The organism is Terriglobales bacterium, from assembly GCA_035561515.1.
Classification (GTDB): domain Bacteria; phylum Acidobacteriota; class Terriglobia; order Terriglobales; family Acidobacteriaceae; genus DATMXP01.
On the sequence record DATMXP010000026.1, the window covers coordinates 1 to 15,441 of the forward strand.

Here is a 15,441-nt window from a genome sequence, read left to right on the forward strand (position 1 = left end):
GTGTGGAGGTGGGGGTGGAGGCGGTGGCAGAACACCAGCACCAGTTTCGTTTGGCATCACGACGGCGTCGTTGCCTCCCGCGACGTCCGGTGTCCCATACAGCGTTACCCTAACTGCGGCTGGCGGTACACCGCCTTACAAATGGAGCATCCTGACCGAATACCCTCAAATGACCGGATTCAAGCTCTCTACCGACGGCGTGCTTAGCGGATTGCGGCCGGAAGGAGAGGAGGGGATGCTGACGCAGATTCAGTTTCAAGTGACGGATTCATCCGCCGTTCCGCAAACCACTACCCGTTCGCTGCCCATTGACGTATTCGGGATGCGCTCCTATGCAATGGAGGGCCAAAAGGCGGTCAAATACAACCGCGACATCATCGCGGGAGGAGGCGTGACTCCCATTTTGTGGCAGTCAACAGGTCTACCGCCCGGGTTGACTCTGCGCCAGAATCCGGACAAGGATTCAACCCGCGAGTTCATCCTCGCCGGTATTCCATCCCAAGCGGGTGAGTACCAGGTCAGTATTCAGGCAACCGACTCCGGAGCTCCTGCCAGGACGACTCGGATGAGTTTTCCCGTGATTATCCAACCGGAAAAACTAGTCCTACCTGCCAAGGCTCTACCAACCGCCACCGTCGGACAACCATACTCGTACACCGTTCCAGTGTCCGGCGGGGTCCCGCCTTACACTGTGTACGTGCTCTCACTCCCTCCGGGGTTAACGTACACTCAATCGAATACCCTGATTTCGGGAACACCGACTACCTCTGGGTTCTACAGCGCGTATATCCAGGTGGAAGACGCCGCCAAGCAGCGGATCAGCAACCCAAGCCTGCAGTTGCTCGTTACGGAAATCCCGCCCGCAGAGAACAACAACTCCATCTCTAACGCCACGCAAATCTACTCCTCGACGTACTACGCCTCTATCAGTGCTCTTACTGATCGAGATGGCAACCTCGCTCCGGACCAGGACTACTACAGAATGGATCTGGCGCCCGGCAAAAAGTTATTCGTAATGGTTGAAGCCGTGACGGGCTACAGCTACGAAGGTGATTTTCAGTCGCTGTTGGATCCGGTGATCGAGATTCTGGACGCCAACGGGCGGCGTCTCAACACATGCATCGATACTCTCGACGACGCCTACTTCTCGAAAGTCTTGCCGATCGACGCAACTCCGAATGATTTCGACGACTCCTGCATGCAGTGGACTGGGGATGGCTATACGGCCGTCGGTCGCCGGAGCGTTCGTGTCACCGCCAAGATCCCTGGGAGTTCGACCCTGGAGACGATATACATCCATGTCTTCGATTGGCGGGGAGATGCTCGTCCGGACATGGCGTATCGGCTCACAGTTAGGGACTCAAATTGAAGCAGATGCCAGCTGCTTTTCTTCTTAGAAGCTGCGCTTCTTCTCGCTTACAATTCGGCATCCTACTTGGAACAGAAGCTGCGAGATTTGATGGAAAGCTCACCGCTCATATCCTCTACCACCAGCCGTAATCAGATTAAAGTCGCCGGACTGCTTCTGGCTACGCTGGTCGTCATTTATCTCTGTTATCGGATATTGCTGCCGTTCTTTCCGGCTTTGACCTGGGCAATCGCTCTCGCCGTGGTGACGCGGCCCCTACACAGAGTTCTTGACCGGCGGCTGAGGAACCGTACCCTTTCTTCTTTTCTTGCTGTCATCATCATTACCCTGGTGCTGGTAATTCCGCTGTTCGTGATTACGGAGCAAGTTGTATCGGAAGGAATCGGTGCCGTCCGGACTGTGCGATCTCCGGAGTTCCAAGACAAAATGCGGGTGGTTCTGAGCGAGAATCCCAGGCTGGCGAATGCTGTCGATTGGGTACAGCAGAGGATCAACATCTCCGGTCAGGCGCAGGCTATTGCGGGCACCGCCGCCAACACCGCGCAGGCCGCTCTCGCCGTCTCGCTAGCGGGGCTCGGTCAACTATTCATTGCTCTCTTTACTGTCTTTTTTCTGCTCAGAGACTTCGAAGTCTTCGACGGTTTTGTCAGGGGCTTGATGCCGCTTTCCAGAAAAGACGCCGACGACGTGATCTCGCGTGTGAAGTTGACGATTGATGCGTCCGTGCGCGGCCGGATTGTGATCGCGGCGATTCAGGGCACGCTCGGCGGACTGATGTTCTGGTTCCTGGGACTGCCGGCCCCACTGCTGTGGGGATCGGTCATGGCCGTGTTTGCTCTCGTGCCGATGCTGGGTGCCTTTGTCGTATGGGTCCCCGCAGCATTGTTCCTCGTGATAACCGGTCACATGTATAAGGCGATCATTCTTGCGGTCTGGGGCGCTCTGGTGATCGGCACTGCCGATAATCTTCTTTATCCCATGCTGGTCGGCAGGGACATCCGTATGCACACGGTCATGATCTTCTTCTCGGTCCTTGGCGGAGTCGCGGCATTCGGCGCTTCGGGCCTGGTGGTTGGGCCTGTGATCTTCGCAGTTGCGGGAGCGCTGATCGAGATGTGGAGCCGCAGGTCAGCGCCGGCGGTAGTTGAACCCGTGTCTACCACGTCCGTCACGTCGTGAAGCGGACTGTTGGGGTGTTCCGCTCGCCAGCGACGCTAGTGGGATGCTGCCTGCGCCGTCTGGGCGTGTGCTGCTGCGTCTTTCGGTTGGTCCTGTAGTTCCACGTAGTGCACAATCACCGAAATCCTCCGGTTCGAAGGATCATCCGGTTTGGCGGGAAGCCGCAAATGCTGGTCGGCCAGTCCGCGTACCTGAAGTAGTTGCTTCCCGCTCAAGGCGGCATTCTGCATAATGCGCCGTGCCGTGTTGGCACGATCAACGGAAAGTTCCCAGTTCGAATACAGGTCCCCCATGTAGGGCTTCGAGTCAGTGTGTCCCTCAATGGAAACCTTGTTCGGCAGCTTTCCGATTTCCTTTGCGAGTGCGGTCAGCAGTTCCTGGCCGCTGAGGCTCGGCTCTGCGCTCCCCAGGTCGAAGAACGTCCCGTTTGCCTCTTCGATCAACTCAATGCGAAGACCTTCGGCGGTGACCGTCATTTCGATCTGCTTGCTGAGCTTTTCGAAATTGGGAACCTTGCGCAGCGCCTTGGTGAGTTGTTCCTTCAGTTTGGGCATGTCGTCTTTGGTGATTGCGAAGTAATCGCCAGAGCCCCGCATATCGCTGCCGACCTTCTTGGATGAGCCCGTCGGATCCTTGAAGTAACCGCCGATTGCTTCCTGCACCTGCTTGTTACTGTTTAGCAGCCACAGCACAATGAACAACGCCATCATCGCGGTGACGAAGTCCGCGTAGGCCACCTTCCATGCGCCACCGTGATGGCCTGCGTGGGCGCGTGCTTTTTTTACGATAATGCGAGTGGACATGATTATTTCCCCTGCGCTGCCGCTGCATTCGCACCTTTCGCTGTCGATTCCATCTCCTGAAAGGTGGGGCGCACCCTGCCGGGAATCGCGCGGCGCCCGAACTCAAGAGCCTGGATCGGCGCATTTCCCTTGATGAACGACAGCAGCACGATTCGCAGCACGTTGTGATACTGATTCTCTTCTTCCGCCGACTTCGCCATATTCGACGCAACCGGGCCCACAAACCCATAGCACATCAGGATTCCGAGGAACGTTCCCACCAATGCCGCCGCTACTTTTTGACCGATTTCTTCCGGTGGGCCGCCGAGTGCGCCCATCGTGATCACAACGCCAAGAACGGCTGCCACGATGCCTAATCCCGGGAGAGAATCGGCCATGGTGCTCAGCGCGGCCACAGGGACCGACGCCTCATGATGCGAGACCTCAATATCAGATTCCATCATTTGATCCAGATCGAATGGGTCCACGCCACCGGTGATGGCCATCCGCATGGTGTCGCAAACGAAATCACGCGTGTGATGGTCTTTCAGGAACCAGGCGTGCTTGGAGAAGATCTGGCTCTTGCCGGGATCTTCCACGTCGGATTCCAACCCCATCAGACCTTCTCGGCGAGCCTTGTTCAGGATTTCGTAGCAGAGTTTCAGAGTCTCCAGGTAGCGTTGCTTACCGAAACGTGATGGTTTCAGTGAGCCAATCACGCCGCTGACAATCTTCTTCAGAACGTGGAGCGGATTGGCAATCAGCACAGTACCGATGCCTGCGCCGCCGATAATCAGCAACTCCGCCGGCTGCAGCAGCACGGCGATTCGTCCATGTTCGAGCAGATATCCGCCCAGCACCGCGCCGAATACCACGAGAAGACCGATGATTACGAACACGATGCTCTCTCCGGCAGTTCTTCGTCAGGAGCCAGGACGCGAAGAAGACTCTCGACTGAGTCGTACTCTTCGAGCATGACTCCCTGTGCTCGTACGCGACAGACCACTCGCTCGCCCCACCACATGATTCCGCAGGCGCTGCCTGCGTTTTCGAGAGTTTCGTTCAGCGTCTGGAGGAGCTCTGGACTGCTGTTCGGAACGACCACCAGCAGGCGAGACCCGGTCCAGCAGCCAAGATAGTGCGGCACCGTCAGGACACGTGACACCGTTTGTGCGAGGGCCCGGAGCGCAACATTCGCCATCTCACGCCCGCGGTTGATGGCCATCTCGCGGAGGCGTTCGATCTCTACAACCAGTGCGGCGCTGTGGCTCTTCGGTAGTGACATGCTTAATTGCAGTTGTGCTCTCGATGCGACCACCGAAGGCAAACCCATCTGCTGATCGAATCGATCGATATGCTCGCTGATCCAGCACAGGCCGTCCGGTCCGACGCTTTCTTCCTGGAATACTTGCGCAATGAGAGTCGATTTCAATCGTTCGTCGCGCAGCAGAAACGTTCTAACCAGCACCGGCACACGATGACCTTCAATATGCCGAAGAAAGAGTTTCGACTCGAACGTCTCTCCGGCGTGAGTTACTTTCTCCAGCGGGCAGTGATCCGAACCGCACACCACCGAGCCGCCGGGAGAGCAGTGGTCGAGCATGCCGTCGCCGCACTTCCGGCCAAGGATATCCTGCGAGAGATACCCGGTAATCTGCTCGGCTCGCTTATTCCAGAACAGCACCTTGTGGTTGGTGTCCACCACGTAGGCGCCGAATGGCAGCAGATCGGCGAAATCGCGGAAGATCGCGGGATTGTGTTCGAGAGAAGTCACCATCTTTCATTTCGGCAGAAATTCGCCGGTACTTCAGTCGGAAACCCTTCGCCGCCAAGCCGCGAGACGGTCCGCTGCATCCAACAAACCGTGTTGCCGAAACCAAAAAGCAAAACATTGGTGCTCTTAAACGCGGGATCGGGTGACCAGAAGAAACGTGAGGTTGCCGACCAACTCCGTTCGTTTGCCCAGGAAAGGGGACTGGAGCTCGACGTTCACTTAGTGAACGGTAACGATATCGCCGCTCAAGCGAGGCATGCCCGTGATGCGGGATACGACACGGTAATCGCCGGCGGAGGCGACGGAACCATCAACGCAGTTGCCTCAGAACTGATTGGTTCCGGAGTACGGATGGGAGTTCTTCCGCTTGGCACCTTCAACTACTTTGCCCGCCAACTCGGAATTCCGCAGGAAGTCCCCGAATGCTTCAGCGTGTGTTCCCAACCGGATGGCCAAGACATCACCCTCGCCCAGGTAAACGGACGCGTGTTCCTGAACAATGCGAGCATCGGACTTTATCCGCAGATTCTCTGGATCCGTGAGAAGACGTACCGACACTGGGGTCGTAGCCGGCTCGCGGCCTATTGGGCAGTGGTGCAGGCATTTGCTCGGCCCCGGGTGAATCTGCGACTCACCCTGACGCTTGATGGCGAGAAGCATTACGTGAAGACGCCCATGATCTTCGTCGCACGGAACAGCTACCAACTGCGCGAGTTCGAACTCGACGGCCCTGCCTGCGTCGATGCCGATGGCTTTGCTGTATTCGTATTGCCGGCGGTCGGGCGACTTGGCCTGCTCCGGCTCGCCTGGCGCATGTTGCGTCGTCGTATCGAAACTCCGCACGACATTAAGGTCCTATGCGGGCGGGAGTTAGAGATCCACGGGGCGCGTCGCCGCGCTACGCTCGCGCTGGACGGTGAACGCTTCAAACTGAATCTGCCGCTCAGGTTTCGGGTGGTTCCACGCGCACTGCGGATGATCGTTCCCGCCGTGAAGAATGGGGAAGCGGCCGCATAAATGCGCATCCTCGTTCACCTTTCGGATTTGCATTTCGGCAAAGCCGACCCGGTTCTTCTGGAGCCTTTGCTCCAGAGCATCGAGCAGATTGCACCGGATGTCGTTGTGATTTCCGGGGATCTCACGCAGCGCGCCCGCGCCCATCAGTTCAAGGAGGCCCGCGCGTTTCTCGATCGGCTTAAGGCGCCGACGGTCGTCATCCCGGGTAATCATGACATACCGCTGAATGTCATTGAGCGCTTCGCCATGCCGCTCACCAAATATCGTCGCCACATTGCGCGCGACATTGAGCCCACCTATCAGGACGACGAAGTCTCCATCTTCAGTATCAATACTGCGCGTTCACTGACGACGGATCGGGGAAGCATCAGCACTGCGCAACTGAACCGCGCAGCCCGCTTTTTCGCGCAGGCCAAGCCGGGTGCCGTGCGCATCGTCGTGACTCATCATCCGTTTGATTTTCCGCGGGCGATTCGGGAGAAATATCGCGTCAGGCGCGCGCAACGTGCGATGGAAGTTCTCGCACGGCATCAAGCGGATCTCTTCCTTGCCGGTCATGCACACCGATGCTTTACGGTGTGTAGCGCCGAGCGGTACCGCATTGCCGGGTACTCTGCGTTGATCGTGCAGGCGGGTACAAGTATCTCGAGCCGTACGCGCGATGAACCGAATTCGTTCAACGTCCTGCGCATCGCACGACCCTATATTTCAGTCCAAAGTATCTTCTGGTCGCCGGAGAAAAGGCAGTTTGTCGGTGCCCAGCCCGCCAACTTTCAACACTCCGGCCAGGGTTGGCAGCCGTCAACCTCGATTGAGCAGGAAAAAGTGGGGTAAAGCACGCGGGGGCTGAGTGCCCCCGGATTATCTACCAGCGATTACCACCACGGTCGCCACCGCGGTCACGTCCACGGCCGCCGCCGCCACGGCTGTCACCGCGACCACCACCGCCGCCGCCGCGATTACCGCCTCGTCCGCCAAAGCCGCCGTATCCACCTCCGGACCGGGGCGCGCGTGCTTCACGAGGACGCGCTTCGTTGACGGTGAGCGCGCGGCTTCCCACTTGGCGCCCGTTCAGTTCAGCGATCGCCTTATTTGCTTCTTCGTCGTTCGCCATCTCCACAAAGCCGAAACCGCGTGATTGCCCGCTGAACTTGTCTTTCGCGACGCTCACGTTCTCTACCTGTCCATACGGCTCGAACAGGCTTCGAAGATCCTGCTCACTGGTGGCGTAATCCATATTACCCACGTAAATGTTTTTCATCGTCATCGACCTTTGCTGAGTGGAAATGCATCAAGCAGGACCACACGAGTACCTAAGGAGCCTGAACGATATCACAAATTGCCATGGTTCGCCGAATTGCCTATCCGAGTTGGAGGGTCTGGAAATCGTATAGAGCCAGGACTGCCGGGTCCCCGACAGCGGTGGCGTCAGTGAAAGTCTGCACCGGGCGCGGGAAGTCGAAGGGCGGCAGCATCAGGTTCAACGGGCGAAAGCTGCCGGTGTGGATCTCACGGTTTACGGATACCTGGGGCTGTTGCGTGACCAGCAGGTACTTTGCCCCGCTTCTCTGAAAATTCCGCAAAACCCGGCGGCAATCGCGGAGGGGAAGATGAATCAACAGATGCCGGCAGAGCACCAGGTCAGTATGCGGCAAGTCGTCCTTGATGGCGTCCAGAACCAGGAAGCTTCGAGTGGGTGACCCGTACCTGCGGTGGTTATTTTCGACCAGGTCAGGCACGATATCGATACCGACGTAATGGTCCAGCGGCAATTCCACCTGCGACATCCAGTAGAAGTCGCCGCAAGGGGCATCCAGCATGGTTCGGACTCCCAGTTGGCGCAGAAGTCCCGGCAGAGCCTCGCGGACGTGCGCCGTCGCCTGCAGGGAGGAACCTCCGCCGGACACGGACTCGCCGCCCGACCACAAGTTACGGCGGTAGATGTCGCGGAATACCCTCTGCCGGGTGGCACGCGCGTATCCTGCCCGAAGTTTGCGAACCAGCAGCTTCAACATGGATGCTTCTGCATTATGAAGGCTCCTCCTGGTTTTTCGCACCAGGCAAAGTGGAGGTGATCATCACAGCCAATTCGGCTCTTCATCCCCGCAAATCCGGAGAAGGACGCTAGAATGGCCAGACGATGAGCCAACACGACTCCGCCGTGGAAACAGCGCAAGTCCGCGCCGCCGAACCAGTCGCGCGCCCGTCCGCCCTTCGAACTGCCCTTGCCGGCCTGATCGGCAACGTGCTGGAGTGGTTCGATTTTGCCGTCTACGGCTATTTCGCCACCGATATCGGCCACCAGTTCTTTCCGAAATCCAGCGCTAGCGCGCAGCAACTGCTGGCGTTCGGTGTGTTCGCCATCGGATTCTTTGCGCGTCCGGTGGGCAGCCTGGTGCTCGGCATGGTCGGCGACCGCATTGGCCGTCGCGCCCTGCTTACGCTCTCCATTGGCCTGATGGGCGGTTCCACGTTGATCATGGGGCTGCTTCCCACTTACGAGCAGATCGGCATGATGGCGCCCATTCTGCTTGTCACCATGCGCGTGATCCAGGGATTCTCGGTCGGCGGTGAGTTTACCGGATCCATGGTCTTCACCACGGAGGCATCGAACCCGCTCACGCGTGGCATCGTGAGCAGTTCCACGGCGGCGGGCGTGACCATCGGCTTCATTCTCGGATCAGGTTCCGCGTGGGCCATCAACGCCGCACTCAGTCCCGAACAGGTCGTGACGTGGGGATGGCGTGTCCCCTTCATCGGCAGCGTTCTCTTTTGCGTGGTCGGGTGGCTTCTCCGCCGCGGCATCCACGAAACCGCCGAGGGCATGAAGGCGCGTGAAATCCGACCGGCGCTTATCCCGTCGCTCGTTGCCGACTGGCTGCCCATGTTGCAAACCTTCGGCATCGTCGCCACTACGAATGCTGCTTATTACCTCACCTTTACTTACATGGTAGAGCGCCGCAAGAGCCTTTCCGGCGGGGGAGCTGACTTCCTGCTCGCCAACACGCTCAGCCTCGTGATCGTATTGCTGGCGAAACCGTTCGGCGGATGGCTTTCGGACCGCACCGGACGCCGTCGCTTGATGCTCATCTTGACCGCGGCCATGATTGCATTCATCTACCCCTCGTTCCGCCTCATGCTCTCCGGTTCGCCCGCCGAATTCGTTCTGGCGCAGGTGATGCTGGCGGTGCCGATCGGCATGGCTCTCGGACTTCAGGGCGCCATGGTGGTCGAAATCTTTCCGCTGCGCACGCGCGTCACATCGATGAGCATTGCCTACAGCGTCACCCTCGCCGCCGCCGGAGGCACCGCCCCGCTCATTTCGGCCTGGCTGATCGAGACGCTGAAGCAACCGCTAGCCCCGGCGTTCTACGTCATGCTCCATGGCGTGATCGGATTGCTCCTGCTCTTCCCGATGAAGGAAACCAACGACCGGCGCTTGGACGAGTAGCCGTGAGCGCCAGTTTGTCTACGCCCGATTGAGCTGGAGTGTGTTTTGAAGGAGTGATAAAGAGGAAGAATGGCCGGCCTTGGTGGGGGCACCGCTCGGGAATGAGATTTAGCATCTCTTTGGGAGGCCGCTTGCCCAAGATCCCAAAAGCGATCAGAATGCGCCCGTAGTTTCTTGGGAGGGCACCATGTTACCCAAGGTTCTTTGCGGATTTCACAGGAAGGCGTCAGAGATCGCAGGTCTGCTGGTGCTGACCGGACTATTGTCGGGCCTAATGTCCGCTCAAGACCCGCCCCCGTGGAAGAATGATCCACTCTTCCAGCGCCTTGCTGGAGCACTTGACCCAGTTGCCGCGATCGATACTCACACACACCTGCTTGGCCTCGGCGCGATGAGCTTCGATCCGAAGGAGGCCGCCCAAGGGCCAGTGCTGCTGCGCAGCACGCATCCCTGGCTCCCCGCCATGATAAAGGCACGGTTTGACGTCACCGTAGATCCACGTGACTGGGTGTTAACTGATAAATCGATTGCGAACGCACGTGCCGCAATGATTAAGAAGTTAGGCGAGCACGGCTACTGGATAAATCATCTAGACTACACGAACACTGAAGTTGTCCTCGTCAACTCCAATATCCGGCAAGGTACTGATGGCCAGCGCCTGCGCTGGGTGCCTACTGCCAGTATTCTGTTATATCCATTGGCCGCCGACCATTTGATGGCTCGCAGTCCGCGACACAAGGACGACATCGCGACCCTGCAGCGAGATCTGCAAGGTGTTTTGAAAGAGGCCAATCTCACCGCAGTGCCCGAGGACTTTGGCACCTATATCATCTTTGTTGATCAGACGCTGCACCGCTGGCAAAAGCAAGGTGCAGTGGCTGTGAAGTTTATTGACGCATATCTTCGCACGTTACATATCGCTGAGATTTCCCAGGTTCAGGCCGCGAGGCTCTATGCCGAGGGGCAAAAGAAGCCGCTGTCGCGCGATGAATATATAGCACTGCAGGACTTCGTGTGGCGCCACATCCTTCTCGAGGCTGGAAAGCTTCATCTTGTCGTCCACATCCACTCCTCTCTCGGTATACCGCCGTTCATGCGAACGTACGACTCCGACGTTAGTAACCTCGATGATGTGTTGACCGATCCCCAATTCTTTGCGACTCCGATCGTCCTCATCCACGGCGGTTTGCCATGGCATGAGATCGCGGCCTACCAAGCTCTTAAGCCTAACGTATGGATCGATATTTCAACGATGGCCTTCCTTTACCCGGTACCTGCTTTTGCGGATCGCCTGCGCGCGTATCTGGTGTTAGCCCCCGAGAAGGTGCTTTACGGCACAGATGCAGCCCCTTATCCGTCCGTAGTTGGCGGTGCCGATGTACTGCACATAATGCTTTCGCGTGCGACGCGCGACGCGCTGTACTTGGGGTTGGCTGGTTTGGTTCGTGACAGTGTGATTAACGAAGCTGAAGCAGTGGCAATTGGGCGCGGGGTTCTGCGTGATAATGCGCGACGCTTGTATGGATGGAAGTAAGCCGATTCGAATCTGAACTCATGCTCTGAACGAGATTAAGTGCAATTTGAAAAGGAGTAGTCGCCGACATCGCAGGGAATCGATTCTTAAACAGGGGGCCGGTCAGACGAAACGTGGGTGCCGCGCCCCTTAGCCGTTCCTTGGAGGATAGTCCGGACACTTAAAATTCTCGCTTTCTCCTATATTGCTTCACCTAAAGCCATGAGGCACATCCCGACTAGCAAGAAGGTGTAGAACAGTCCTAAATGGGTTAAGTTTGCCGCAATTGAAAGCGCATTCCCAACCGTGGTCGTATCGATCGGCCCATTCAAAGGAATCGATTTGACGAACATCCGAGCGTCTCTGTGTGCCCTTAGAGTCCATAGCCACGTAGAGATTAAACCGATCATTACGACAAAAAGGTAAAGAGTTATGCGAGGCGGCAATTCACTCCAATGCTTAGCCAGGATGACGATAATCATTGTCGCATCAGCAAAGAGGAGGAAAGTATTTCCGACAAATATTCTGTCTCGGAACGGAGAAGACAAGAAGAACTGGGTCGCACTCCGATTTTTGCCTGATGGTGATGAAGACTCATTACTATTCATAGTTCCTCGTTGTCTGCAGACGCTCTATCCCGGCTGATGGCCCAGGTTCCCCGTTGCCGACACGGTCCCCGTTACTACTGCGCTCCCGAACTAGTGGGGTTAGTCTTCGATGCAGTGCAACTCTAACCCAAGCTCCGGCTACTTCGGCCGTCGATCGTGATCGTTACGCATGCGGGATCCCAAATCGGAACGCACCTCTCCCACGGCAACGATTCAGGATTCGAACGGTATGAGGATACTTAGTGAGAAGAAGATAGGAAATTCAATGAATGGTCGGGACGGGCAGATTTGAACTGCCGACCCCTCGCACCCCAAGCGAGTGCTCTACCAGGCTGAGCCACGTCCCGACTGCTCCATTTTACACCATGCGAGTGAAGCTCTCGCACACTACTCGTCTTCGATTCCCAGTTTTTGCCGGCCTTCCGCGCTGATGCGTTCCGGCGTCCACGGCGGATCCCACACGACGTTCACCTTGCAGTTGTTCACGCCCGGCGTGCTCAGCACCGTCATCTTGATATCGCGGCTGATCTCAGCGTGCGACGGACACCCCTGCGCCGTCAGCGTCATGTCGATCACCACGTCGCCTTCGTTCTCAATGTTGACGTTGTAGATCAAACCGAGATCCACGACGTTCAACGGAATCTCGGGATCGTAGCAGTTGCGCAGCTTGTCCCACACAGCTTCTGTCGTAAGTGCCATTGGTCCAATTCTAAATGAAAAAAAGGCGGCCGATATGGCCGCCCTAACTTGCGGAACACCTTGCTACTGCAGGATCCCCAACCGCTTTCCAACGCGCTTCAACGTCTCCAGCGCTTTGTCGAGTTGTTCACGCGTGTGCGTCGCGGTCATGATCGTGCGGATGCGAGCTTTGCCTTCCGGAACCGTCGGGAACGCAATGCCGGTTCCGAGCACGCCTTCCTTGAACAGCTCGCGCGAGAACTCCATCGTGAGCTTGCCGTCTCCGATGATGATCGGCGTGATGGGTGTTTCGCTAGCTGGCGTGTTCTGTCCGCCGATGTTGAAGCCCAACCCACCGAGCTCCTTCTTCCAGTACTTCGTGTTGTCCCAGAGCTGATCGATCAACTCTGGTTCATCCTGGAGAACATCGAACGCCGCGATGCATGTTGCCGCGACTGACGGCGGATGCGACGTGGAGAACAGGAACGGACGACCGCGGTGATACAGGAAGTCGATCAGGTCCTTGGAGCCGCAGACGTATCCGCCGAGTGCGCCAATGGCCTTCGACAGCGTTCCAACCTGCACGTCAACGCGTCCGTGAACGCCGAAGTGGTCCACGGTTCCGCGTCCGTTGCGCCCGAGCACACCGCTGGCGTGCGCGTCATCCACCATCATGATGGCGCCGTATTTTTCGGCCACCTCACATAAGCCGGGAAGCGGCCCGATGTCGCCATCCATGGAGAAGACACCGTCGGTTATGACCAATTTGTGTCCAGGCTGATCTTTCACACTGGCGAGCTGCTCTTCGGCGTGTGCAACATCTTTGTGGCGGAAGACGAGGATCTTAGCGCGAGACAGGCGCGCTCCGTCGATGATCGACGCGTGGTTTAACTCATCGGAGATGATGAAGTCTTCCTTGCCGAGGATCGCCGAAACCGTTCCGGCATTCGCCGTGAAGCCCGACTGGAATACGACACAAGCTTCCGTGCCCTTAAAGCGCGCGATCTTTTCTTCGAGTTCCATGTGCAGCGACATGGTCCCGGCGATCGTGCGCACCGCGCCCGAGCCGACGCCGTACTTTTTCGTGGCGGCCAGAGCCGCTTCGCGCAGCTTCGGGTGCGTGGTCAGTCCAAGGTAGTTGTTCGACGCCAGGTTGATGACCTGCTTGCCGTCGAAAGTGCAGACCGGAGCTTGCTCGTCTTCGAGCACGCGTAACCTGAAGTGCGTTCCTTTCGCTTTCAGTTCGTCGAGCTGTTTGCCTAGATAAGAAAGAGGATCAGTGCGGGTTGCTGTTGTCATGCGAGACCTCGCTGGGGAATGTACGAGAGAGCGCGGTGATTACGTTGATCGCCGCGCCCGAAAGAACTGACTATTGTAGGCGAAGAGAGGCCAGTTCGGACAACTCACAGATGCTTCACAATCTGCTGAGCCTGCCAGAGATGGCGTCTCTGATGGGCGGGCAGCAGCTTGAGCGCGGCGTACGCGTTGTAGCTCATGCGCGCGTCCACGGGTGACACAATCTTCAGCTTGTTGAGATCGAGTCCGTTGCAGCGGCGCAGCACGTCGAGCGCTTCTTCCTGCGACTGGAGAAACTCCCTGAGCGGATCCTTCTCGGTCTGGTGCGGCTGAAAATTCGGCACGGCTTTGAACTTCATCCGATACGGCGGCTCCATGAACCACACCAGCAGCTTACCTTTTAAATCCATTTTGTAAGGACCGCCGCCCTTGGGGCCATTCGATAAAGCTTTCTTCACTGCCGGAAGCATCTGGCGCGTGGTCGTAGTGAGGTGATCGAGACACTCGCCCACCGACCAGCCACCCTTCGCCGGACGTTGCCATACCTTGTCCACTTCCACCTGTGACGCGAGCTGCTTCCAGCCGTCGTTAACGGCGTTGAGTTCGTCGGCAATGGCGGCAAGTTGGGGAGAAATTTTCGCATGCGTGACTGGCGTGCTCATATCTGTATCAGATTACTATGAGCGACCTGCCGGTTTCAGAATCGCGTGCTGACGACTTACTTGCTCCCATTCGGATACAGCAGGATCTTGCTCGCCTCTCCCGTCCGCAGGCGCTCCATGCCCTTGTTGAAGTCCTTCATCGCCAACTTGTCGGTGATCACCGGATGCAGGTTCAGCTTGCCGGCCTTGAGCAGCGCGGTCATCTGATACCAGGTCTGGTACATCTTGCGGCCATTGATGCCCTGGATGGTTGCGCCCTTGAAGATGATGTCGTCGGCGAAGTCGAGCGAGATGGGCTTGGAAGGAATACCGAGGAGGGAAATGCGACCACCACGACGCAGGATGTCGAATCCTGTTCGGATTGCGCTCGGGTGTCCGGCCATTTCGAGTACAACGTCGACGCCGACGCCGCCGGTCGCGTCCATCACGATCTGCTTCGCGTCTTCGCTTGAAGGATCGATGACGAAATCGGCCTTCATTTCCTTGGCGATCTTGCGTCGATAGACATTGGTTTCCAGCGCAAACACCTGTGTCGCTCCGCAAGCATGCGCAACTTCGATGGCGAACAGGCCGATCGGGCCGCATCCGGTGATGGCGACCGTCTTCGCCGCGATATCGCCGGCAAGCACCGTGTGCACGGCGTTGCCGAGTGGATCGAGAATGCTGGCGTATTCCTTCGGGATCGCCGGGTCGAGCTTCCAGATATTCGACTCAGGGATGCAGACGTATTCGGCGAACGCGCCGTTCGCGTCAACGCCGATGATCTTCACGTTCTGGCAGATGTGCGCCTCGCCGGTGCGGCATTGCAGGCACTTGCCGCAGGCCACGTGCATCTCGGCGGAAACGAAGTCGCCTTCCTGTACGGTCGTGACTTCATCGCCGACAGCGGCTACGTGCCCACAGAACTCGTGTCCGGGGATGAGCGGCGGATGAATGCGGTGCTGCGCCCACTGGTCCCAGTTGTAGATGTGGAGGTCGGTTCCGCAAACGGAAGCGACATCCACTTTCACCAGCACATCGTTGGGACCGAACTTCGGAATCTTAACTTCGCGGACTTCCGCTCCAGGCGCGGCTTCCGGCTTCAATACCGCCAGCATTGTGTCAGGCATGAA

General features: G+C 57.7%; 15 protein-coding genes and 1 tRNA gene. 6 read left to right on the plus strand and 10 right to left on the minus strand.

All coding sequences use genetic code 11. From position 1 onward, the window contains the following. A partial coding sequence (locus VN577_12505; protein HWR15645.1) for an Ig domain-containing protein occupies nucleotides 1-1,369 on the plus strand: 1,369 nt, incomplete at its 5' end. Nucleotides 1,370-1,459: 90 nt separating this feature from the next. Continuing rightward, nucleotides 1,460-2,548 (plus strand): AI-2E family transporter, encoded by a 1,089-nt coding sequence (locus tag VN577_12510; protein HWR15646.1) that lies wholly within the window; start codon nucleotides 1,460-1,462, stop codon nucleotides 2,546-2,548. A gap of 35 nt (nucleotides 2,549-2,583) precedes the next feature. Here the strand turns inward: VN577_12510 and VN577_12515 are convergent, their stop codons facing one another. The 3 genes from VN577_12515 to VN577_12525 are packed head-to-tail and all read right to left on the minus strand — an operon-like array spanning nucleotide 2,584 to nucleotide 5,107. After that, nucleotides 2,584-3,351 carry a flagellar motor protein MotB gene (locus VN577_12515; protein ID HWR15647.1) on the minus strand — a complete coding sequence of 256 codons (768 nt, stop codon included), beginning with the start codon at nucleotides 3,349-3,351 and terminating at the stop codon, nucleotides 2,584-2,586. A gap of 2 nt (nucleotides 3,352-3,353) precedes the next feature. Beyond that, complete coding sequence (gene motA, locus VN577_12520) at nucleotides 3,354-4,229, minus strand: flagellar motor stator protein MotA (protein ID HWR15648.1); 876 nt, start codon at nucleotides 4,227-4,229, stop codon at nucleotides 3,354-3,356. Beyond that, a complete protein-coding gene (locus VN577_12525) occupies nucleotides 4,220-5,107 on the minus strand; it encodes a PAS domain-containing protein (GenBank protein ID HWR15649.1) in 888 nt (295 codons plus the stop codon). Before VN577_12525 ends, motA begins: the two co-directional genes overlap by 10 nt. Before the next feature lie 117 nt (nucleotides 5,108-5,224). Here VN577_12525 and VN577_12530 point away from each other — a divergent pair, with 117 nt between their 5' ends. Then, nucleotides 5,225-6,121 (plus strand): diacylglycerol kinase family protein, encoded by an 897-nt coding sequence (locus VN577_12530; protein ID HWR15650.1) that lies wholly within the window; start codon nucleotides 5,225-5,227, stop codon nucleotides 6,119-6,121. Further along, nucleotides 6,122-6,955: a metallophosphoesterase family protein gene (locus tag VN577_12535; GenBank protein HWR15651.1), complete on the plus strand. Its 834-nt coding sequence runs from the start codon at nucleotides 6,122-6,124 to the stop codon at nucleotides 6,953-6,955. A 31-nt stretch (nucleotides 6,956-6,986) separates the two neighbouring features. On the opposite strand, the gene VN577_12540 is transcribed toward VN577_12535, so the two are convergent. Both VN577_12540 and VN577_12545 read right to left on the minus strand, forming a co-directional pair. Then, complete coding sequence (locus VN577_12540) at nucleotides 6,987-7,388, minus strand: RNA-binding protein (GenBank protein HWR15652.1); 402 nt, start codon at nucleotides 7,386-7,388, stop codon at nucleotides 6,987-6,989. A 94-nt stretch (nucleotides 7,389-7,482) separates the two neighbouring features. Next, complete coding sequence (locus VN577_12545; protein ID HWR15653.1) at nucleotides 7,483-8,136, minus strand: class I SAM-dependent methyltransferase; 654 nt, start codon at nucleotides 8,134-8,136, stop codon at nucleotides 7,483-7,485. Nucleotides 8,137-8,261: 125 nt separating this feature from the next. Between VN577_12545 and VN577_12550 the strand changes: the two genes are divergently transcribed. Both VN577_12550 and VN577_12555 read left to right on the plus strand, forming a co-directional pair. Beyond that, the gene (locus VN577_12550) at nucleotides 8,262-9,572 is read left to right on the plus strand and encodes an MFS transporter (protein ID HWR15654.1); all 1,311 of its coding nucleotides are present in this window, start codon (nucleotides 8,262-8,264) and stop codon (nucleotides 9,570-9,572) included. Nucleotides 9,573-9,759: 187 nt separating this feature from the next. Further along, on the plus strand, nucleotides 9,760-11,106 hold the full coding sequence (locus VN577_12555) for an amidohydrolase family protein (protein HWR15655.1): 1,347 nt from the start codon (nucleotides 9,760-9,762) through the stop codon (nucleotides 11,104-11,106). 857 nt (nucleotides 11,107-11,963) lie between these two features. Here the strand turns inward: VN577_12555 and VN577_12560 are convergent. The 5 genes from VN577_12560 to tdh all read right to left on the minus strand — a co-directional run bounded on the left by VN577_12560 (nucleotide 11,964) and on the right by tdh (nucleotide 15,438). Beyond that, a tRNA-Pro gene (locus VN577_12560) sits at nucleotides 11,964-12,040 on the minus strand. 40 nt (nucleotides 12,041-12,080) lie between these two features. Further along, the gene (locus tag VN577_12565) at nucleotides 12,081-12,392 is read right to left on the minus strand and encodes a metal-sulfur cluster assembly factor (GenBank protein ID HWR15656.1); all 312 of its coding nucleotides are present in this window, start codon (nucleotides 12,390-12,392) and stop codon (nucleotides 12,081-12,083) included. A 63-nt stretch (nucleotides 12,393-12,455) separates the two neighbouring features. Next, entirely contained in the window at nucleotides 12,456-13,670 is a 1,215-nt protein-coding gene (locus VN577_12570) for a glycine C-acetyltransferase (GenBank protein ID HWR15657.1), read from the minus strand. A 104-nt stretch (nucleotides 13,671-13,774) separates the two neighbouring features. Then, nucleotides 13,775-14,329, minus strand: a complete 555-nt coding sequence (locus tag VN577_12575; protein ID HWR15658.1) for a DinB family protein — start codon at nucleotides 14,327-14,329, stop codon at nucleotides 13,775-13,777. A 56-nt stretch (nucleotides 14,330-14,385) separates the two neighbouring features. After that, entirely contained in the window at nucleotides 14,386-15,438 is a 1,053-nt protein-coding gene (gene tdh, locus VN577_12580) for an L-threonine 3-dehydrogenase (GenBank protein ID HWR15659.1), read from the minus strand. Nucleotides 15,439-15,441 lie beyond the last annotated feature (3 nt).